The organism is Olleya sp. Hel_I_94, assembly GCF_007827365.1.
Classification (GTDB): Bacteria; Bacteroidota; Bacteroidia; order Flavobacteriales; family Flavobacteriaceae; genus Olleya.
The window spans coordinates 2,210,527-2,230,578 of sequence record NZ_VISI01000002.1 but is presented as its reverse complement, the minus strand read 5'-3'; the positions used below and the strand labels follow the sequence as shown (position 1 = coordinate 2,230,578).

19 protein-coding genes are annotated in these 20,052 nt (G+C 31.2%); 15 read left to right on the top strand and 4 right to left on the bottom strand.

Going from position 1 to position 20,052, the window contains the following annotated elements:
- Positions 1-52 precede the first annotated feature (52 nt).
- The 8 genes from JM82_RS13260 (at position 53) to JM82_RS13225 (ending at position 10,718) form a co-directional block, all read left to right on the top strand.
- Positions 53-2,014, top strand: a complete 1,962-nt coding sequence (locus JM82_RS13260) for a polysaccharide biosynthesis protein (RefSeq protein ID WP_145004870.1) — start codon at positions 53-55, stop codon at positions 2,012-2,014.
- 12 nt (positions 2,015-2,026) lie between these two features.
- Positions 2,027-3,325 carry a UDP-glucose dehydrogenase family protein gene (locus JM82_RS13255; protein WP_145004867.1) on the top strand — a complete coding sequence of 433 codons (1,299 nt, stop codon included), beginning with the start codon at positions 2,027-2,029 and terminating at the stop codon, positions 3,323-3,325.
- Positions 3,326-4,315, top strand: a complete 990-nt coding sequence (locus tag JM82_RS13250; protein WP_145004864.1) for a UDP-glucuronic acid decarboxylase family protein — start codon at positions 3,326-3,328, stop codon at positions 4,313-4,315. It begins immediately after the preceding gene.
- 6 nt (positions 4,316-4,321) lie between these two features.
- Complete coding sequence (locus JM82_RS13245) at positions 4,322-5,731, top strand: exopolysaccharide biosynthesis polyprenyl glycosylphosphotransferase (protein ID WP_145004860.1); 1,410 nt, start codon at positions 4,322-4,324, stop codon at positions 5,729-5,731.
- A 2-nt stretch (positions 5,732-5,733) separates the two neighbouring features.
- Positions 5,734-6,510 carry a glycosyltransferase family 2 protein gene (locus tag JM82_RS13240; protein WP_145004856.1) on the top strand — a complete coding sequence of 259 codons (777 nt, stop codon included), beginning with the start codon at positions 5,734-5,736 and terminating at the stop codon, positions 6,508-6,510.
- A gap of 348 nt (positions 6,511-6,858) precedes the next feature.
- Positions 6,859-7,158 carry a hypothetical protein gene (locus JM82_RS13235; protein WP_145004854.1) on the top strand — a complete coding sequence of 100 codons (300 nt, stop codon included), beginning with the start codon at positions 6,859-6,861 and terminating at the stop codon, positions 7,156-7,158.
- Positions 7,159-7,224: 66 nt separating this feature from the next.
- Complete coding sequence (locus JM82_RS13230; protein ID WP_145004851.1) at positions 7,225-8,055, top strand: GLPGLI family protein; 831 nt, start codon at positions 7,225-7,227, stop codon at positions 8,053-8,055.
- Positions 8,056-8,060: 5 nt separating this feature from the next.
- Positions 8,061-10,718, top strand: a complete 2,658-nt coding sequence (locus JM82_RS13225; protein WP_315897458.1) for a carboxypeptidase-like regulatory domain-containing protein — start codon at positions 8,061-8,063, stop codon at positions 10,716-10,718.
- Position 10,719: 1 nt separating this feature from the next.
- Here the strand turns inward: JM82_RS13225 and JM82_RS13220 are convergent, their stop codons facing one another.
- Complete coding sequence (locus JM82_RS13220; RefSeq protein ID WP_145004847.1) at positions 10,720-12,027, bottom strand: phenylacetate--CoA ligase family protein; 1,308 nt, start codon at positions 12,025-12,027, stop codon at positions 10,720-10,722.
- A gap of 112 nt (positions 12,028-12,139) precedes the next feature.
- On the opposite strand from JM82_RS13220, the gene purD reads away from it, so the two are divergent.
- Positions 12,140-13,411, top strand: a complete 1,272-nt coding sequence (gene purD / locus JM82_RS13215; protein ID WP_145004843.1) for a phosphoribosylamine--glycine ligase — start codon at positions 12,140-12,142, stop codon at positions 13,409-13,411.
- Positions 13,412-13,414: 3 nt separating this feature from the next.
- Here purD and JM82_RS13210 read toward each other — a convergent pair whose 3' ends face one another.
- Positions 13,415-13,642 carry a DUF6341 family protein gene (locus JM82_RS13210; protein WP_145004840.1) on the bottom strand — a complete coding sequence of 76 codons (228 nt, stop codon included), beginning with the start codon at positions 13,640-13,642 and terminating at the stop codon, positions 13,415-13,417.
- A gap of 46 nt (positions 13,643-13,688) precedes the next feature.
- Between JM82_RS13210 and JM82_RS13205 the strand changes: the two genes are divergently transcribed.
- Entirely contained in the window at positions 13,689-14,612 is a 924-nt protein-coding gene (locus JM82_RS13205) for a DUF6427 family protein (RefSeq protein WP_145004837.1), read from the top strand.
- Here the strand turns inward: JM82_RS13205 and upp are convergent.
- Entirely contained in the window at positions 14,601-15,260 is a 660-nt protein-coding gene (upp, locus tag JM82_RS13200; RefSeq protein ID WP_145004834.1) for a uracil phosphoribosyltransferase, read from the bottom strand. The genes JM82_RS13205 and upp overlap by 12 nt on opposite strands.
- Positions 15,261-15,371: 111 nt before the next feature.
- Between upp and JM82_RS13195 the strand changes: the two genes are divergently transcribed.
- Together JM82_RS13195 and JM82_RS13190 are read left to right on the top strand one after the other, a co-directional pair.
- Positions 15,372-15,980, top strand: coding sequence for a DUF4254 domain-containing protein (locus JM82_RS13195; RefSeq protein WP_145004831.1), 609 nt, complete (start codon positions 15,372-15,374; stop codon positions 15,978-15,980).
- 36 nt (positions 15,981-16,016) lie between these two features.
- Positions 16,017-17,042: a glycosyltransferase family 9 protein gene (locus JM82_RS13190; RefSeq protein ID WP_261375409.1), complete on the top strand. Its 1,026-nt coding sequence runs from the start codon at positions 16,017-16,019 to the stop codon at positions 17,040-17,042.
- A 197-nt stretch (positions 17,043-17,239) separates the two neighbouring features.
- Here the strand turns inward: JM82_RS13190 and JM82_RS13185 are convergent, their stop codons facing one another.
- Entirely contained in the window at positions 17,240-18,295 is a 1,056-nt protein-coding gene (locus JM82_RS13185) for a ferredoxin--NADP reductase (RefSeq protein ID WP_145004828.1), read from the bottom strand.
- 110 nt (positions 18,296-18,405) lie between these two features.
- Here JM82_RS13185 and JM82_RS13180 point away from each other — a divergent pair, with 110 nt between their 5' ends.
- Genes JM82_RS13180 through JM82_RS13170 form a run of 3 tightly spaced genes read left to right on the top strand, consistent with a single transcriptional unit; the run spans position 18,406 to position 20,050 of the window.
- Positions 18,406-18,744 (top strand): PadR family transcriptional regulator, encoded by a 339-nt coding sequence (locus JM82_RS13180; RefSeq protein WP_145006810.1) that lies wholly within the window; start codon positions 18,406-18,408, stop codon positions 18,742-18,744.
- Position 18,745: 1 nt separating this feature from the next.
- A complete protein-coding gene (locus JM82_RS13175) occupies positions 18,746-19,369 on the top strand; it encodes a hypothetical protein (protein WP_145004825.1) in 624 nt (207 codons plus the stop codon).
- 3 nt (positions 19,370-19,372) lie between these two features.
- Positions 19,373-20,050 carry a hypothetical protein gene (locus tag JM82_RS13170; RefSeq protein WP_145004822.1) on the top strand — a complete coding sequence of 226 codons (678 nt, stop codon included), beginning with the start codon at positions 19,373-19,375 and terminating at the stop codon, positions 20,048-20,050.
- Positions 20,051-20,052 lie beyond the last annotated feature (2 nt).

Below are 20,052 nucleotides of genomic sequence, written 5' to 3'. Positions count from 1 at the left end.
TTACATTGTCATTATATTTTAAGATATTTGTTAACTTTTATTAAAGATCCAAATGCTTAAACAATTAAAACAAGCTTTATTTCAAGTTTTAGAATCTAGTCAGAAAAAGATAGATTTTAAAAATGTAAATTACTTACCAAGGTGGGCAATACTTTGTTTTGATAGTTTCATATTAGTAATTTCTTTATTTTTTACTAAGATTATTGTAAGCAAAATTAAAAATGCAGCTTTTTTTAATTTAGGATTTTCAAATGAGGAGCTTTTAATAGTTGTAATTAATGTCTTATTTTTTATACTATTTAGGACTTATGCTGGCCTTATAAGGCACTCAACCTTTATTGATGCTGCTAAGTTTTTTCTAGCGTCTTTAGCTACATTGCTTTCATCCTTGGCATTATACTACGGTTATTTTTATTTGGTTGGTGACGAGTTGTTTTCAATTCCTCAACTGTTTATATATTCCATCGTATCTTTTTGTGGTTTATTTTTATTTAGGATTTTGGTTAAACAAGTCTTTGAAGTTTACCAACGTTACAATGATGAAGAAGCAAGACTAAATGTTTTAATTTATGGTACCAGTGAAAATGCAATAGCAATAGCAAGTGCATTAAAATCGGAAAAACCTTCGCGATACAAGGTTTTAGGATTTATTGATAAGGATGGTAAAAATAAAAGTAAAGAAATATTAGGTCTACCAATTATTTATCTAAAACGCAAAACCGCAGTATTACTTAGGATATATAATGCACAAGCACTTATTATAGCAGATAGCTCCTTAACAAAAGAGGAAAGTATTAAAATTGTTGATAGCTGTTTAGAGTTTAACTACAAGGTTTTTAGAGCGCCTTTAATTTCCGATATAGAAAAAAACACTACACTTTCTAATCAAATTCAAAAAATACAAATTGAAGACATTTTAGAGAGAGAACCAATACAGTTAGATAACAAGTTAGTTGCAAAAGAAATTTTTAATAAATGTATTCTAGTTACAGGTGGAGCAGGTTCCATTGGAAGCGAAATTGTTAGACAAGTAGCTAGCTATAAACCTAGTAAACTATTGATTTTTGATCAATCAGAATCGCCTTTATACGAAATTCAGCAAGAAATTAAACGTGATTTTCCAGATCTAAACTTCGAAGCAATTATAGGAGATGTAAGAAAAGTAGATGTTTTAGAAGATGTTTTTAAAAAATATAATCCACAAGTAGTGTACCATGCAGCAGCATACAAGCATGTACCATTAATGGAAAAACACCCATCGGAAGCTATTTTTGCTAACATAATGGGATCAAAAAATGTAGCGGATTTATCTTATAAATTTAAATCAGAAAAATTTGTCATGGTCTCTACAGATAAGGCTGTTAACCCAAGTAACGTAATGGGAGCCTCAAAACGTATTGCCGAGATTTATGTCCAAGCCTTACAGGTTAAAGCTATGGCAGATCCTAAAAACAAAACTAACTTTGTAACCACTAGATTTGGAAATGTTTTGGGTAGTAATGGCTCTGTTGTACCATTATTTAAAAGACAAATTCAAGAAGGTGGACCGTTAACAATAACGCATCCAGACATTATTAGGTATTTTATGACCATACCAGAAGCTTGCCAATTAGTTTTGGAAGCAGGAGCAATGGGTAATGGTGGAGAGATTTTTATCTTTGATATGGGAGAAGCTGTTAAGATAATTGACTTGGCTAAAAAAATTATTCGTTTAGCAGGTTTTGTACCTTATAAAGATATTGATATTAAAGTTGTTGGATTAAGACCAGGAGAAAAGTTGTATGAAGAGTTGTTAAGCTATAAATCTACAACATTACCAACTTACAATAGCAAAATCATGATTGCCAAAATAGATAATTGTACTCATACAGAAATTAACAAAGATGTAAATGAGTTATTTATTTTAGCTAAAGAAGACAACAAAAATGAAATTGTAAAAAAAATGAAAGAGATCGTACCTGAGTTTTTAAGTATGAATTCTGATTTTGAAATTTTTGACAAAAAGATAGTTTAAATATAGATACAAATGAAAATAGCAGTAATTGGGACAGGATATGTTGGTTTAGTAACAGGAACCTGTTTAGCAGAAACAGGAAACGAAGTACTTTGCATAGATATAGATCAGGAAAAAGTAAAACAAATGCAATCTGGAAAGGTGCCTATTTACGAGCCTCATTTAGATGTGTTATTTGAAAGAAACATTAAAGCTAATAGGCTTAAATTTTCTACTAGTTTAGAAGAAGGATTGGAGCATGGAGATATCATTTTTCTTGCATTGCCAACGCCAGAAGATGAAGATGGATCTGCAGACCTTAAATATATTTTAGGTGTAGCAGATAATATTGGAAAGTTAATAAAGGACTATAAAGTCATCGTGGACAAAAGTACAGTGCCAGTAGGTACATCTGATAAAGTAAAAGCAGCCATATCTAAAAATGCAAAAGTAGATTTTGATGTTGTTTCTAATCCAGAGTTTTTACGCGAAGGATTTGCTGTAGACGACTTTTTAAAGCCAGAGCGTATCGTTGTTGGGTCAAGTAGCGATCGTGCAACTAAGCTTATGGAAAAACTATATAAGCCATATGTAAGATCTGGAAATCCAATTATTGTAATGGACGAAAAGTCTGCCGAACTTACAAAATACGCTTCCAACTCGTTTTTAGCTGCCAAAATAACCTTTATGAATGAGATTGCTAACTTTTGCGAAAAAGTAGGAGCAGACGTAGATAAAGTTAGAATTGGTATGGGAACAGACTCTCGTATCGGAAAACGATTTTTATTTCCAGGGATTGGATATGGTGGTTCATGCTTTCCTAAAGATGTAAAAGCATTACATAAGTCGGGATTAGATAATAATTACGATTTTAAAATTTTAGACGCAGTTATTAATGTTAATGCTAGACAAAAACTAGTATTAATTCCTAAGATAGAATCTCATTTTAATAATGATTTAAAGGGGAAAAATATAGCTGTTTGGGGATTAGCATTTAAACCAGAAACAGACGATATTAGAGAGGCACCTGCTTTATATATGATTGATGCTTTATTAGAAGCAGGATGTAATATTACAGCTTTTGATCCAGAGGCTATGCCAAATGTTAAACGTAAATTAGGGGATAAAATTAACTTTGCAGATAGTATGTATGAAGCATTAAACAAAGCAGATGCATTAATTATTTCTACAGAGTGGAGTATTTTTAGAACTCCAAATTTCGCAAAAATTAAAGAGATAATGAATAGTCCAACTATATTTGATGGACGTAATCTATATGACGTAAAAGATGTTGAAAATGAAGGGTTTAAATATGTGTCAATAGGAAGATAAATGAGTAAAAAAAGAGTTTTAATTACTGGAGCAGCAGGATTTTTAGGATCACACTTATGCGATCGTTTTATAAACGAAGGTTATTTTGTTATTGGTATGGATAACTTTATAACAGGAGATCCTAAAAATATAGCACACCTGTCTTCTAATGTTAATTTTCTTTTTATACAACATGACGTTACAAATTTTATAAATATAGAAGGTGACCTAGATTATATTTTACATTTTGCTTCACCTGCAAGTCCAATAGATTATCTTAAGATACCTATTCAAACACTAAAAGTAGGTAGTTTAGGGACACATAATTTATTAGGTTTAGCTAAAGCTAAAAATGCAAGGTTGCTTATTGCTTCTACATCAGAGGTTTATGGTGACCCATTAGTCCATCCACAGACAGAGGATTACTATGGTAATGTTAATACCATAGGACCAAGAGGCGTGTATGACGAGGCCAAACGTTTTCAAGAATCTATAACTATGGCGTATCATAGGTTTCATGGATTAGAGACACGTATTGTCCGTATTTTTAACACTTATGGACCAAGAATGCGACTTAACGATGGACGTGTAATTCCTGCTTTTATGGGACAAGCACTTCGTGGAGAAGACTTGACCGTATTTGGTGATGGTGTGCAAACGCGATCATTTTGTTATGTAACAGATCAAGTAGAAGGGATTTATAGATTACTATTAAGTGATTATGCAAACCCTGTAAATATTGGAAATCCACATGAAATTACCATTAAAGATTTTGCAGAAGAGATTATTAAATTAACAGGCACGACGCAAAAAGTAATATATAAAGATTTACCTGTGGACGATCCCATGCAACGTCAACCAGACATAGCATTGGCTAAAAAGTTGTTAGGTTGGGAGCCTAAAGTAGGTCGTGCTGAAGGTATGAAAAAAACCTATGACTACTTTAAAAACTTAACCGAAGCTGAGCTTCATAAAAGCGAACACAAAGATTTTTCAAATTATAATAAGTAATTTTTTATGGAGTATAAACGCGGAAGGTACTCTTGGTTACTTAGACCTGCTCTTATCATTTTTGACCTAGTTGTCATCAATGTACTTGCTTTTTACTTTTTTAACTTTAATCAATCAAGTCTTTACTATTTTGATATAGATATATTGAATAACAAACACTTTTTGTATGTGGTGTATTCAATATTTTTCTGGATGATATCGACGTCTTTATTACGATTTTACGAGGTCTATCGTTACACCTCAAGTATTAACATTATATCCTTAATTATAAAGCAATTTTTAGCTTTTGGTATTATCGTATATGCCTTTATAGGAGCTTTTAGAAGCATAGATACACCTGCCTTTACAACCCTTAAATACTTACTACTTTCATTTTTAATTATTAGTACCGCAAAACTAGTTAGCTATTATATTTTAAAATCGTATCGCTCCTTTTTAAAAGGTAATGTTAGGCGTGTTGTTATTATTGGAAAGGATGAAGGTGCACAAGAGCTAAAACAATTATTTACTAAACGTAAAGAATTAGGATATACCATTAAAGCGACCTTTGCAAATACAGATACTAAAGGGTTTACAGGAAATATTTCAGATAGTTTTCAATTTTTATCTAACGATAAAAGTATTGACGAGATTTATTGCGCAATTGATGAACTAACAGAGAAGCAAGTTAATGATTACGTTAAGTATGCCGAGATTAATCATTGTAATATTAAGTTTATTCCAAGATCTAGCAAATTACTTACTAGTAGATTAAAAACAGATTATTATAATTACCTACCAGTATTGTCAATGCCAGAGGTAACATTAAATAACGACTTTAATAAATTTATTAAACGCATTTTTGATGTTGTTTTTTCATCACTTATCATAATCTTTATTTTATCATGGCTAGTCCCATTACTGTTTATTGTAATAAAATTAGAATCTAAAGGACCTTTATTTTATAAACATACACGTAACGGAATTAATTATAAAGAGTTTGATTGTTATAAGTTTAGATCATTAAAAACTAATAAAACCATTGCAGGAACCTATATCACCCAAAATGATAAACGAGTAACCAAAATAGGTAAGTTTTTACGTAAAACTAGTTTGGACGAGTTTCCGCAATTTTATAATGTATTAAAAGGAGACATGAGTGTTGTTGGACCCAGACCACACATGCTATCTTATACAGATGATTATTCAAAAAAAATTGATAAGTACAATTTTATATTTAGACACAACGTTAAGCCTGGCGTTACTGGATTAGCCCAAGTCAAAGGTTATAGAGGTGAAATAAAAAATGACGAAGACATAATTAACCGTATTAAATATGATAATTTTTATATCGAAAATTGGTCACTAGTATTAGACATTAGAATCATATTTCAAACCATGATAAACGTTTTTAAAGGTCAAAAACAAGCCTACTAAACATGAAACCATTAGTCTCTATAATAACACCAATGTATAACTCAGAAGCTTTTATAGATCAGACTATAAAAAGTATTTTAGGTCAGACGTATACTAATTGGGAGTTATGGCTAATAGATGACTGCTCAACAGATAACACCATTGCATTAGCAACAAAATATGTTGCCATGCATGATAATATCCAATTACTATCAAATGCAACTAATGCAGGCGCAGCAATATCCAGAAATAAAGGTATTGAAGCTTCACAAGGCAATTTTATTGCGTTTTTAGATGCAGATGATTTGTGGATGCCTAATAAATTGGAAGTTCAAGTTAATGTTATGCTAACTCAAAATTGTGATGTAAGTTTTAGTAGTTACAAACAGATTAATGAAGCAGGACAATCATTAAACAAGTTAGTAAAAGCATTACCACAACTCAGTTACAAAAGATATTTAAAAACCAATTACATAGGTAATCTTACCGGAATGTATAATGCTAAAACTTTAGGCAAAATAACAGCGCCTAATCTACGCAAACGACAGGATTGGTTATTGTGGTTGTCAGCCATCAAAAAGTCTGGTAAACCTGCTCTAGGTATCCAAGAGCCATTAGCATATTATCGTGTCAGAGCAAACTCTATCTCTTCTAATAAATTAGAGTTATTAAAACATAACTATTGGGTGTATAAAAAAGGCTTAGGCTTTTCAACAATAAAATCCATATACAGCATGGTTATTTTTATTTACGAACATTTTTTTGTAAAGTCTAGATTAATTGTATCTACTAAACAATAGTTTACCTAACGTTTTTTATAAACATTTGATTATGTGTGGTTTTAACCACAACATAAAATGAGCGAAACACACCGTTTTCGATATAGCGCTAAAAAAAACGATTAAAAAACTGTTGTTTTAATTTTTTAAACTTAGCTTCGATTTGTTAATAGCAAAATAGTCAAATTTTGTTCATTTTAACTACTAGCTAGAGACACAAGATTAATCTTTAACAAGCGCTTGTTTTTTTATTTTTTCGACAACTTATTTTAAATTTAATAGCGAAAACTATTAATTTAATATCGACTAATAACTTAATTATTAATCAACCAGTTTAAACAATGTAACTGGTTTAATATTTTAGAAATTATGAGAAAATTAATTTTTGTTTTTGCACTTATGTTAATAACATCTTTTGCATCGGCTCATAACGATATTGTGAAATTGCCCTCTGTGGATAATTCAATAGAAAAAAATTCATTTTATGAATTTTCTTTCGATGGGATATATTTTAAAACTTGTAGCATTACTCACAACGTGGTTGATGAAGAAGGAAATTTAATAATGTCTGTTCATTATACCGTTACAATATCATCAGGAAGTTGTAAAGAAGCTTCAAACGAATTAATTGATGACATTTATGAAACTTATAATGAATTATTCGGTTAATCTTTAATTAATCAGCAATGGTATATCTCATGATATACTATTGCTGTTTTAATAAATCAATCAATTATGAAAATTAAAATTTTAATTGCTTTATTATTATTATCAATACAGCTTATAAGTGCACAAAATTCAGACAAAATAAGTCCATCAGATTCGCTTAGCAACCAATACCAAATAGAATTCACAGTTAATTTCAATACTTATATTCCGCTTTCTAAAAAAGGAATTTTAATCCCATATTTAAAAGAAAATAAATCTAATTATTACGAAATTCCGCTTGATGAAGATAGCATTCAAAAGGATGATACTAATGATTCGGAGATAAACGAAACAATTGTTATTGGTAAAAAAAATGTTATAAAACGAAACTTTGTAAATCTTAATACAAATAAGCTATCGTCTACAGAGAATATCACCTTTGATAGTAAAACGTATTTAGTAACGGAAGCACTTCCAAAACTAGATTGGGATCTAAACCATCCAGATACCCTTAAAATTGGCACATATATGTGCAATAAAGCAACCACAAATTTTAGAGGTCGAAATTACATAGCATGGTACACCAATGACATCCCAATAACTTTTGGACCATGGAAGTTTCATGGATTACCAGGTCTAATTTTAGATATGTATGACCAAACACATAAATACGAATGGATTGTCACTAAAATAACTAAAAAAACGATTAATGAAAAGATACTTAATCAAGACAAGCACGATGTAAACATTAGTTTAGAAGCATTTGTAGCGTTAAGAGAAGAGGTGTTTAATACAAAGATGAATAACTTTAAAAATAATCTAAAATCTAGACAAGACAGAGGGACAAATGTCTCTGTAGACACCTTTAATAAAAGACAAGGACGTGAGTTGTTGTTTGAATGGGAAGACAAAAAATAATAATATTGAAAAAACTAATTTTCATAACGTTATTGTTAGTGTTCCAAACCATTGGCTTTTCGCAGTCAACATTGTCTGGAACTGTCTCAGATAGTAATGGCAGCTTATATTCCGTTAGCATAACTATAAAAGATACGTTAACTAATCGTATTTTAAATTACACATATTCAGATAACAACGGAAACTATACATTGGTTACCAAAAACCAAGGTCAATTTAATATGGTTTTTAATGCATTAGGCTATAAAACCAAAATAATTGCATTAGTATTTGATGGTACTCAAAATAATAAAACCATAAACGTAGTTTTAGAAGAACAACCTTTTACATTAGATGAGGTTGTTATAAAATCAGAACGTCCAATGGTAATAAAAAAGGACACCATAACCTTTAAAACTAAATACTTTACAAGAGGAAATGAGCATACAGTCGAGGATTTACTAAAAGTAATACCTGGTTTAAATATAGACAATGAAGGCACTATAAAAGTTGGTAATAAAGAGATTGAAAAATTAATGATTGATGGTGACGATCTTTTTGAAAAAGGGTATAAATTATTATCCAAAAATATGCCTGCTTATCCTATTGAAACGGTCGAGGTGTTGCAAAATTACTCCAACAACCATTTGTTAAAGGATATAGAAGTAAGCGATAAGGTAGCTTTAAACTTAAAATTAAACGATAAGTCAAAACGCATTTGGTTTGGTAATTTGGAGGCTAATATAGGTAACGATAGTTTTTATCATTACAAGTCTAATTTGATGAATTTTGGTAAAAAAAATAAATACTACTTTTTAGGCAATGCCAATAGTATTGGTTATAATGCTACAGGAGATATTCAACAATTAATTAAACCTTTTAGACTTAATCAGCCAGCAAGTTTAGGAGATAATCAATCGGTAAGTAATTTAATAGGTTTATCGGCTTCCGATTCTAATTTTAAAAAAGAACGCACCAATTTTAATAATGCCGAGTTGGTGTCACTAAACGCCATATTTAATCCTTCAGATAAAATAAAAATAAAAACCTTAGGCTTTTTTAATTGGGATGAAACCTCTTTTTTTAGAAATCAAGTGGATAATATCATTACCAACACCAACAGTTTTACTAACGCGGAAGATTATAAGTTGGATAATAAAAGACAATTAGCATTTGGGAAGTTGGATTTTATTTACAACCCTTCTAAAACTAAAATGTTAGAGTCCACTACAAAGTATAATAATGGAAATTATAATAATGATGCTGATTTAGTATTTAATGGGGTGTCTACACTCCAAAATTTAGAACAAAACAATACTTTTTTTGATCAAAAATTAAACTATACTAATAAGTTTAAAGACCAAAAGGTAATGTTACTTACAGGTCGTTTTATTACCGAAAAAAAGCCACAAAATTACACCATAAATCAGTTTTTGTATCAAGATTTATTTCCAGAGTATAGTGCTGCAAACAATATCTATCAGGTTAGCAACAACCAAATGCAGTTTGTTGGTGTAAATGCGCATATTTTAGATCGTAAATCAAATGGTCATTTATTAGAGTTGCAATTTGGTAACCAGTTTAGAGAGGATAAATTAAACACCAGTTTTACACTATTAGAAGATAACGTTTCGTTAGATCAGCCAATAGAGTACCAAAACCAGACTAAATATCAGGTTAATGATTTATATTTTAAAAGCAAATACAGGATAAAACTAGATAATTTTGCACTAAGTGGTAACCTTGAAGCGCATCAGTTGTTTAATACATTAGGTAGTAACAATGCGTCTACCCAACAAACTCCTTTTTATATTAATCCAAGTCTAGGTGCAGAGTGGACTATAAATAGTAATAATAAAATACAAACCACTTATACTTACAATACGACTAATGCCAATGTATTAGACGTGTACAGTGATTATGTGTTAACAGGATTTAGATCGTTTAGTAAAGGAACTAATACCTTTAACCAATTAAAAGCCTCTAGTATGATGCTTAATTATCAATTGGGTAATTGGGCAAATCGGTTTTTTGCAAACACTTTGGTGCTTTATACTAAAAACCATGATTTTTTGTCAACTAACACGCTAATTAATCAAAACTACACACAAACCCAGAAAACACTTATTAAAGACAGTCAGTTTTTAACTATTAATACCAAGTTTGATTACTATTTTAAGTTTATGTCATCTAACCTAAAATTAGATTTAGGTTACACCAAAAATGAATTTAAAAACGTAGTAAACAATTCTAATTTAAGAACAGTAGTATCTAATAATTATAATTATGGATTAGAGTTACGGTCTGCTTTTAAAGGGGTTTTTAATTACCATTTAGGTACTGCTTGGACAACCAATAAAATTGAAACCTTTGCTAATAGTAAGTTTACTAATAATCAATCTTTTTTAGATCTTAACTTTATCTTTAATAAAAAGTTTGATACAAAAGTAAAAACAGAACGTTACCATTTTGGAAGTTTAGACACAGACAATACTTATTATTTTTTAGATTTTGAAACACAATATAAGTTGATTGATAAAAAACTAACAGTAGGCATAACTGGTAAAAACTTATTTAATACCAAGCGTTACACTAGTTTTTCTATTAGCGATTTAGGGTCTTCAACTACAGAAGTTAGATTGCTACCACGCATGGTGCTTTTAAGGGCAGAATACCGATTTTAACCTACAATCCAGACCTAAACTGTTTTAGTTTACCACTAACTTCCCGTTCCAAAATAGCTTTCTGTTCAAAAATTAAATTTAAATTAGGTTCTAAATACTTGTCAACTGCTAATTGTACTGCTTTTTGCTGCGTTTTACTTAAGGCTTCGGTAGCAACATAATCAATTTTAAAGGTGTCTTCTTTAATTTGTTCAACTATAAACTCTTTTACATTCGCGTCTTTGGTCATGACGGTTTTAGTCACATAATAAAAGGTTAAACCTGCTGCAATTTTTCCGCTTGGAAGCGTAATAAAATCACTGGTACGTCCTGTTAGAGCGTCTAAAATTGGACGTTGTAACGTGCTTTTAATGGACAACTGTCCTAAATCGCCAAGCTCATAACGTATAAAAGGGTGTGCACGATTATATAAATCGGTGACCACAATTTTACCTGGTTGACCATAAGGGACTGGTTGGTTGTTATTGTCTAAAATTTCGACATATAAATGGTTGGTATTTACTATCCAATTGTCGTCTTGGTCCTCAAAAGCAATAAGCCCTAATTCGGCTGCACCATATTCATTTACAATAGGAATATTAAATTGTATTTCAAGTAGTTTTTTATCGTCATCAAATAGCATTTCAGAGGTAACAATACAAACAGTTAATGTGGGACAAACGTCTTTTAAAACAATATTATTTCGTTTTAAAAACTTTGCAAATTGTACGATAGCACTAGTGTAACCATTAATGTAATTAAATTTTGTACGTTTAAATTTATGTAATACTTTATTTAAAGCAGCATCACTTAAATCAAACACCGAAAACCTAAAACGGTTACCTAACCAATCCTTTAATCGTTCTTTATAATACCCATTGGTATCTAACGGAATACCATAAAAACGCGCCTGTTTAGAAGTGTTTAAATCAATATTAAACCAACTATAGCGTTGCATAAACGTTACCCAAGTCATGGCATGCGCAAAATTATCTTTAGCAAACTCAAAAGGGGTTCCGGAAGAGCCTGATGTTTTATGTTTGTGTACTGTTTTTACAGTGTATTTGTCAGATAATCTATTAGCTAAAGGTTGTTGCAAATTAGCTTTGGTTAACACAGGTAAGGCACTCCAATCTTTGGTGTCAATCCCTTGACATAAGGTGTTGTAAAAAGGTGTGTGTTCTAAATGAAATGCAACAATGGCTTGTAGTTGCTTACTTAGGTAATTTGCATAATCAGCTTGTGTAAACCCATCAATAATAGCTTGTGTTTTTTTAGCTTCATTAACAGGAAATCCTTTTAACCGTAAAGACCATTCAAATTGTTTCAATGCAATAGATTTTCTGTAAAATAAAGAAATAAAAAACTATTGGATTTAAAGTCAATCAAATTCTTTTAAATAATTATTTTTGTGGAAACAACAACAACACAACATTACTACAATGAATATTTTAATTTTAGGATCAGGAGGAAGAGAACATACTATTGCATGGAAGCTTAAACAAAGCCAAAAATGTAGCTCGCTTTTTGTAGCACCAGGAAATTCTGGAACAGCACAAATAGCTAAAAATGTACCTGTTAGTGTAACCGATTTTGAAGCCATAAAAGAGGTGGTTTTAAATAATAAAATTACTATGGTAGTGGTTGGTCCTGAAGATCCTTTAGTATTAGGTATTCATGATTTTTTCTTAGCAGATAACGCACTTAAAAACGTAGCGGTAATTGGACCACAACAAGCAGCTGCGACTTTAGAAGGTAGTAAAGAGTTTGCAAAACAGTTTTTATACAGACATAACATACCAACAGCAGCTTACCAAAGCTTTAATAAAGACACTGTGGAAGATGGCTACGCGTTTTTAGAAACCTTAAATCCGCCATTTGTACTTAAAGCAGATGGATTAGCAGCAGGTAAAGGTGTTGTTATTTTAAATAATATTGATCAGGCTAAAGCCGAATTAAAAAGCATGCTTGTGGATGCTAAGTTTGGGCAAGCAAGTACTAAAGTGGTTATCGAAGAATTTTTGGACGGAATAGAGTTAAGTTGTTTTGTGCTAACCGATGGTAAAAATTATAAAATCCTACCAACTGCTAAAGATTACAAGCGTATTGGCGAAGGTGATACAGGCTTAAATACAGGCGGAATGGGAGCAGTGTCTCCTGTACCTTTTGCTAACCAAGCATTTCTAGATAAAGTGGAAGAGCAAGTGGTTAAACCAACGATTGCAGGTTTACAAAAAGATAATTTACCATACAAAGGGTTTGTGTTTATTGGATTGATAAAAGTAGGAGAAGAGCCTAAGGTTATCGAGTACAACGTGCGTTTGGGTGATCCTGAAACCGAAGTCGTTTTACCAAGACTTAAAAACGATTTAGTTGAGGTTTTTCAAGCAATTGCTAATCAAACGTTAGATCAAATTACTATTGAGGTAGACCCAAGAGCAGCAACTACAATTATGTTAGTTTCTGGTGGTTATCCTGAAGCTTATGAAAAAGGAAAGGTCATTACAGGTCTAGAAAATATTGAAGACTCTATCGTGTTTCATGCAGGCGCACAAAACAAAGATGGTGGTATTGTAACCTCAGGTGGTCGTGTTATGGCAATAACTAGTTATGGCGATACGTACCAAGAGGCCATAAAAAAATCTTACCAAAGTATAGATAAACTAAACTTTGATAAGATGAATTATAGAAAAGATATAGGATTTGACCTATAAGTTTTATAAATATGAGTGTGAAGAGATACTTTTATCTTCTTCGTTGTTAGCTGCGTAACCTTTTAATTGTAACATCCAATAAATAAACGCTACAAAACCAATGATGATAAATATCCATGACATAAAGTTTGCTGCCCACCAGTTTTCTAGTTCTAAGGCTCTTAATGCGTCATAAGGAGCAAATAATACGTCAACAAAAAGGCTTGCTATAGCTTCAAAAAAATCTTTCATAATTATATAATAGTATATTTATAGTACAAAAATACAAAAAGAGTTAATGATTACAACAATTTTTAGCAAATCCAAACCAATTAATTTTTTAATTGTTTTTAGTATCACACTAATTGCTTTTTTATTGTTGCCTTTTAAGTACCCAAATTTGGTTAATGCTGAAACGTCCATTTGGACCAATATCGCTGTTTTTGTATTAGTCTATTTGTCTATATTACTGCTTAATTTTATAGTTACTAAAAACTTATTATCGCAACAAAATAACTACGAAATTTTATTATTTGCGCTGTTTTTTTTGGCTATTCCGCAAGCCTTTTTAGACTATAAAATTGTTGTCTCTAATTTTTTTATCTTGCTCACATTAAGACGTTTAATAAGTATTAGATCAAAAAAAGACGTAATTAAAAAGTTATTTGATTCAGGGTTTTTAATTGCTATGGCGTCGCTATTTTATTTTTGGGCTATTTTGTTTTTTCCGCTGCTGTTTATAGCTATGTTGTTGTTTTCAGAGACCAACGTAAAATATTACTTGGTTCCGTTTATTGGTTTTGCAACAGTTGTTGTTTTGACTATTAGTTTTTCGATAGTAGTTTACGATGATTATTTTTTAGCACTAAATATAAATCCAGCAGTTAATTTTGACTTTAACAGCTATAATTCGGTGCAATTTATAACAGCAATAACCATGTTGTTATCGTTTGGGATTTGGTCGTCTTTGTTTTATTTAAAAGATATTAAAAAGAAAATGAGAAGTTACCGACCATCTTATAAAATCTTGTTTTTAGCTTGTATTTTTGCTAGCATTATTGCTGCTTTTGCACCACAAAAAAACGGAAGCGAACTCTTATTTCTTTTTGCACCTTTAGCTGTAATAATTACAAATTATATTGAAACTATTGAAGAAAAATGGTTTAAAGAATTGTTTTTAGGATTGTTATTAGTTATTCCAATAGTCTTATTAGTGTTGTAGTTTGGCACCAAAAGCTAAATCGCCAGCATCTCCTAATCCAGGAACGATATAACCTTTATTATTTAAGCTTTTATCTATTGCAGCAATCCACAGATTAGTGTCTTCTGGTAAATTATTTTTTAAATAATCAACACCAGGTTCTGCACCAATTGCAGCTACTATATGCACGTTTTTTGGTTTTCCAAAAGGCTCTAAAGCTTTATAAGTCGCAATTAAAGATTGTCCTGTGGCTAACATAGGGTCTGCAAGTATTAATGTTTTACCTGTAAGATCTGGACACGCTAGATACTCGACAACTATTTCAAAAGATTCAGGATTATCTAAATGGTGTCTGTAGGCAGATATAAATGCATTTTCTGATTTATCAAAATAGTTTAGTAAACCATTATGTAATGGGACTCCAGCTCTAAGTATTGAGCATAAAACCACATCGTTTTTTGGAGTTTCTGTTGTTATCGTTGCTAAAGGCGTTGTAATAGTCCTGGTTTCAAATTCTAAAGCTTTACTTAATTCGTAGCCTAAAATTTCTCCAATACGCTCAATATTTCTTCTAAAACGCATACTATCGTTTTGGACAGAAACGTCTCTGATTTCAGCAATAAATTGATTTAAAATAGAATTTTGTTCAGATAGATTATGAATATGCATGATAATTGTTTCTTTAAAAAGTAAAGTTACTCTAATATTTAAAAAGCCAAAACGCGTTCAGCCTAAAATTCAGTTTAATTTATGTAATTTTACAGTCTTAAAAATAATAATATGTTTACAGATACAGCAAATAAAATATTCCAGGACGTTATAAAAAAGTACCATATCATTAATACGGTAGACCAACCGTTTACTAATATTTATGACAAAAGCACGCACTTATTAGAACACCTTTTATACCGTAAATGTTGGATAGATACTGTACAATGGCATTATGAAGATATTATTCGTGATCCACAAATAGATCCAGTTGCTGCATTAACTTTAAAACGTAAAATTGATGCCTCTAACCAAGACAGAACAGATATGGTAGAATATATTGATAGCTATTTTTTAGAGCAATATAAAGACGTGACACCTAAAAGTGACGCGACTATTAATACAGAAAGTCCTGCTTGGGGAGTTGATAGATTATCTATCCTGGCACTAAAAGTATACCACATGGAAGAGGAAGCAACTAGAGCAGATGCGTCAGCCTCTCATAAAGCTGCTTGCCAAACTAAATTAGATATTTTATTAGAACAACGCGTGGATTTAAGCACTGCTATTGATACCTTATTATCGGATATCCAAAATGGCGATAAGTACATGAAAGTATATAAGCAAATGAAAATGTATAATGACGACGAGCTTAACCCTGTTTTAAGAAATCAGAAATAAAAACGTGCACTTGTAATTTTAGCACGTGTTTTAAGTATGTCCAAAATACCAAAGCATATTTTAGTAATACGTCTCTCTGCAATGGGAGACGTTGCTATGACTGTTCCTGTTTTACAAGCGTTAACACAACATTATCCAGACCTTAAATTAACCGTTTTAACACGTCCGTTTTTTGCTCCTTTTTTCAGAGATTTAAAAAATGTTGAGGTTTTTGCAATTGATTTAAACAAACAGCACAAAGGTGTTTTTGGATTATATAAACTATCCAAGCAACTAAAAGCATTACAAATAGATGCTGTTGCAGATTTACATAATGTTTTAAGAACTAAGATTTTAAAACTTTTTTTCTTCGGAAAAAAATTTAAACAAATAGATAAGGGTCGAAGCGAAAAGAAAGCACTTGTCAATGGACAAAATTTTCATCCTTTAAAAAGTACGCACCAACGTTATGCAGACGTTTTTAAAGCGTTAGGTTTTAAGTTTAGTTTAGATAACCCAAGTTTTCCTGGTAAACAACCACTTCCTAATACAATCTTAAACAAAGTAAATAACCAAAACACAAAGCAATGGATTGGTATTGCGCCTTGTGCACAATATACATCCAAAATGTATCCATTGGATCAGATGCTAGAGGTTATTAATATATTAAAGAAGAGTTATATTATTTTTCTGTTTGGTGGTAAAGCAGATCAAGCTAAACTAGACTCATTGGCAGCAAATAGTGAAGCTGTAATAAATGTTGCAGGTCAATATAATTTAAACCAGGAGTTAGATTTAATATCTAACTTGGATGTAATGATAAGCATGGATTCTGGTAATGCGCACTTGGCAGCTATGCTTGGTGTTAAAGTGATTACTATTTGGGGAGTTACGCATCCTTATGCTGGTTTTGCAGCTTTTAATCAGCCTAAAAGTTATAATATTACACCAGACAAAATGTTGTATCCTAAATTACCGACTTCTATTTACGGTAATAAATATCCAGAAGATTATAAAAATGTCGCTGGAAGTATACAACCTAAACAAATTACAGAAAAAGTTACTGCTGTTTTAAACGCATAAAAAAAGCCTCAATTTCTTGAGGCTTTTAGATTTTAACTACTAATATAAAATTAATATCATCCCTTAAACTAACAAATTTCAGTGTTATAATCTGTTTCAAAGATATCTGATACTATACTAGTTTTATTTTTTGAAGGTCTGTTTTAGATGTGATTCGGTAAAAGGTGTTAAAAAAACGTTTAAACGTATGTTTTGGTCTAAACATCATCATAATCTACAACTAATGTTGGTGTTGTAGGATGTGCTTGACAGGTTAATATTAAGCCTTCAGCCACTTCGGCATCTGTAAGTATGTTGTTTTGTCTCATGACTGCTTTACCATCTGTAACTCTTGCAATACAGCTACTGCAAACACCACCTTGACAAGAATATGGTGCATCTAGGTCTTGTTTTAAAGCAGCTTCTAATACAGTTTGTTTTTGAGACATAGTAAAGGTCTCCGACTCGTCATCCACTGTCACTGTTATTTGTGTGTTACCATGAGTTGCTTCTACAGTGGTTGTTGTATTTTGGGTAGCAGCAGTAAATAATTCAAAATGAATAGTGTTTTCGGCAATATTATTTTCAACTAATACCTCTTTTACCGTGTTAATCATTGCTTCTGGACCACAAAGGTAAAAAGCATCTATTGTTACATGTTTATATTTATTTTTTACAATAAGGTTAACGGTACTTTTTTCGATACGTCCAAATAAAGCGTTCTCTTCTTGAGATTGGCTATATAAAAATTGTACATAAAAACGCTCTGGATATTGATGGTGTAAGGCTAAAATATCTGCTAAAAATATAGTGTCATTAACCGTTTTGTTACCGTAAACTAATACAAAGTGGCTTTTAGGTTCCTGCTCTAATACTGTTTTCGCAATACTTAAAATTGGTGTAATTCCGCTTCCTGCTGCAAATGCTGCTATGGTACGTTCCTCAGATGCTTTTGGTTCAAAAACAAAACGTCCTTGTGGTTTTGCAACGTCTAATGTGTCACCAGCTTTTAAACTGCTGTTGGCATAAGTACTAAAGGTTCCGTTTGGTACTGCTTTAACCGCAACGGTTAGTATTCCGCTTGACGGAGAAGAACATAATGAGTAATCACGTCTTACTTCTGCATCGTTAATTTTAGTTTTTAGTGTAATATATTGACCTGCTTTAAAGGCGTAGTCTTGTTTTAAATTATCTGGCACATTAAAAGTCAACGTAACACATTGGTCTGTTTGACGTGTGATATCCGAAATAGTTAGTGTATTAAATTGAGACATGGTTTAAATTTTTATGTAAAAATAATGAAGCTTTACCGTTTTGCCTTCTGTTTAGAAAAAAATTAATACATAAGTTTATTATGCATAAGAAAATTATGTATGTTTGTAATATGGCAAATTCAAAATTATATAAAGGTAGTCTGACCACTATTATTTTAAAGCTTTTAAATGAAAGCGAAAAAATGTATGGTTACGAAATGACACAGAAGGTGAAAGAAATTACTAAAGGTGAACTTAATATTACCGAAGGTGCTTTGTATCCAGCGTTGCATAAGTTAGAAGCCGAAGGGTTGCTGGACGTCGAGGTCAAAAAAGTAGATAACCGTTTGCGTAAATACTATAAACTTACCGAAAAAGGTAATAAAGAAACGGTAAGTAAATTGGAAGAACTTAAGGATTACATTAAAACCATGGAAACCTTTATGAATCCTAAATTTAGCTTGGATTAATATGAAGTTGAGTAAAGAAAACATACAGTTTATAGATAACTACCTAATTAGGCTTAAGATTAAGTATGTTGATGTTAGATTAGAGCTTATCGATCATTTAGCTTCAGATTTTGAAGCATCTAATAAAGAGGAGCAATTAGTAGATTATCTTAAATCTAAAATAGATTTTATAAAAGACTTTGAAAAGAAACGTCAAAAAACAATCCATTGGAGTTATCAAAGGGAAATGTGGCGACGTTTGGCTATGTTTTTTTATAAGCCTAATTATCTTCCCTTTACTATAGTATTTGGATTTGCAGTGTATTGGATGCAGCAGTTTCAGCCAAATAAAGCATTTACTTTAATACTTATAGTTAGTCTGTCAATTATACATTTTTGGGCGCTTATTACTGGTTTTTCACATTATAAAACTTTTAAAAAGTTGCAAATGGCACAGCCTTTATATTCAATAATGGCTTTACCGTCCTTATTTTTATATACTATGGGAGTAGCTAAACCATGGTTAGAGAATCAATATTTTTTTATTGCCTTTTGGTTTTTAGCAATTTTATTTAACATCGCTGGAGGCATCGAGTTGCGTAACAAAAAGAATAAGATTTTAGAGTACTCTAAAAATATTATTTAAATCATGAATTTAACCAAAGACCAAATACAATATATAGATACCTACGTTGAAAAAAGCGGTATAGAATGGTTTGATTTAAAAATCGAATTAGTTGACCATTTAGCTGATGCAACTGCTCAGATTTTGGAAGATAATCCACAGTTACCTTTTGAGGATGCAGTAACAAAAGCTAAAATAGCTTTTGGGACAAAAGGCTTTAGACCGTTAATAGCTAATAGGACCAAACAAATAGAAAAAGTTTTTTATAAGCGAGTTTTTAAGTACTTGTTATCTTTTTTTAGTTTACCTAAAATTATTCTTACAACAGCATTGATGTATGTGTTAGTAGGTGTTTATAATTTTCTGGAGGTTAAAGAGAACTTTTTATTGAGTTTAGTAGGTGTATTATTTGCTTTTACTATCCTTTCATTTTGGTGGTCTTATAGACGTAAAACAATAGATAATAAAAAACACTTGTCATTAAGTTATATGCAATCCGTTTCGGGATTTGTAAATATGTTGGCTCAGTTATTTAGTTTTTCTCTAACACTTTTTAAATCAAGTTTTATTGAAGGTCAAGGCGTGCTGTGGTTTATTATTTTATGGGTAATTGCTTTTCTGTTTTGTATTGCGTCGGAAGTTGTGTCAAGACAGATTTATAAAGACCAAAAAGCATTGTATAATCAATATAAAACAGCATAATT

Coding starts and splice junctions, on each gene's coding strand:
- JM82_RS13180 (WP_145006810.1), top strand. CDS start 18,406: ATGGCAAATTCAAAATTATATAAAGGTAGTCTGACCACTATTATTTTA.
- JM82_RS13185 (WP_145004828.1), bottom strand. CDS start 18,295: ATGTCTCAATTTAATACACTAACTATTTCGGATATCACACGTCAAACA.
- JM82_RS13190 (WP_261375409.1), top strand. CDS start 16,017: ATGTCCAAAATACCAAAGCATATTTTAGTAATACGTCTCTCTGCAATG.
- JM82_RS13170 (WP_145004822.1), top strand. CDS start 19,373: ATGAATTTAACCAAAGACCAAATACAATATATAGATACCTACGTTGAA.
- JM82_RS13195 (WP_145004831.1), top strand. CDS start 15,372: ATGTTTACAGATACAGCAAATAAAATATTCCAGGACGTTATAAAAAAG.
- JM82_RS13240 (WP_145004856.1), top strand. CDS start 5,734: ATGAAACCATTAGTCTCTATAATAACACCAATGTATAACTCAGAAGCT.
- JM82_RS13230 (WP_145004851.1), top strand. CDS start 7,225: ATGAAAATTAAAATTTTAATTGCTTTATTATTATTATCAATACAGCTT.
- JM82_RS13235 (WP_145004854.1), top strand. CDS start 6,859: ATGAGAAAATTAATTTTTGTTTTTGCACTTATGTTAATAACATCTTTT.
- purD (WP_145004843.1), top strand. CDS start 12,140: ATGAATATTTTAATTTTAGGATCAGGAGGAAGAGAACATACTATTGCA.
- JM82_RS13245 (WP_145004860.1), top strand. CDS start 4,322: ATGGAGTATAAACGCGGAAGGTACTCTTGGTTACTTAGACCTGCTCTT.
- JM82_RS13250 (WP_145004864.1), top strand. CDS start 3,326: ATGAGTAAAAAAAGAGTTTTAATTACTGGAGCAGCAGGATTTTTAGGA.
- JM82_RS13260 (WP_145004870.1), top strand. CDS start 53: ATGCTTAAACAATTAAAACAAGCTTTATTTCAAGTTTTAGAATCTAGT.
- JM82_RS13210 (WP_145004840.1), bottom strand. CDS start 13,642: ATGAAAGATTTTTTTGAAGCTATAGCAAGCCTTTTTGTTGACGTATTA.
- upp (WP_145004834.1), bottom strand. CDS start 15,260: ATGCATATTCATAATCTATCTGAACAAAATTCTATTTTAAATCAATTT.
- JM82_RS13205 (WP_145004837.1), top strand. CDS start 13,689: ATGATTACAACAATTTTTAGCAAATCCAAACCAATTAATTTTTTAATT.
- JM82_RS13175 (WP_145004825.1), top strand. CDS start 18,746: ATGAAGTTGAGTAAAGAAAACATACAGTTTATAGATAACTACCTAATT.
- JM82_RS13255 (WP_145004867.1), top strand. CDS start 2,027: ATGAAAATAGCAGTAATTGGGACAGGATATGTTGGTTTAGTAACAGGA.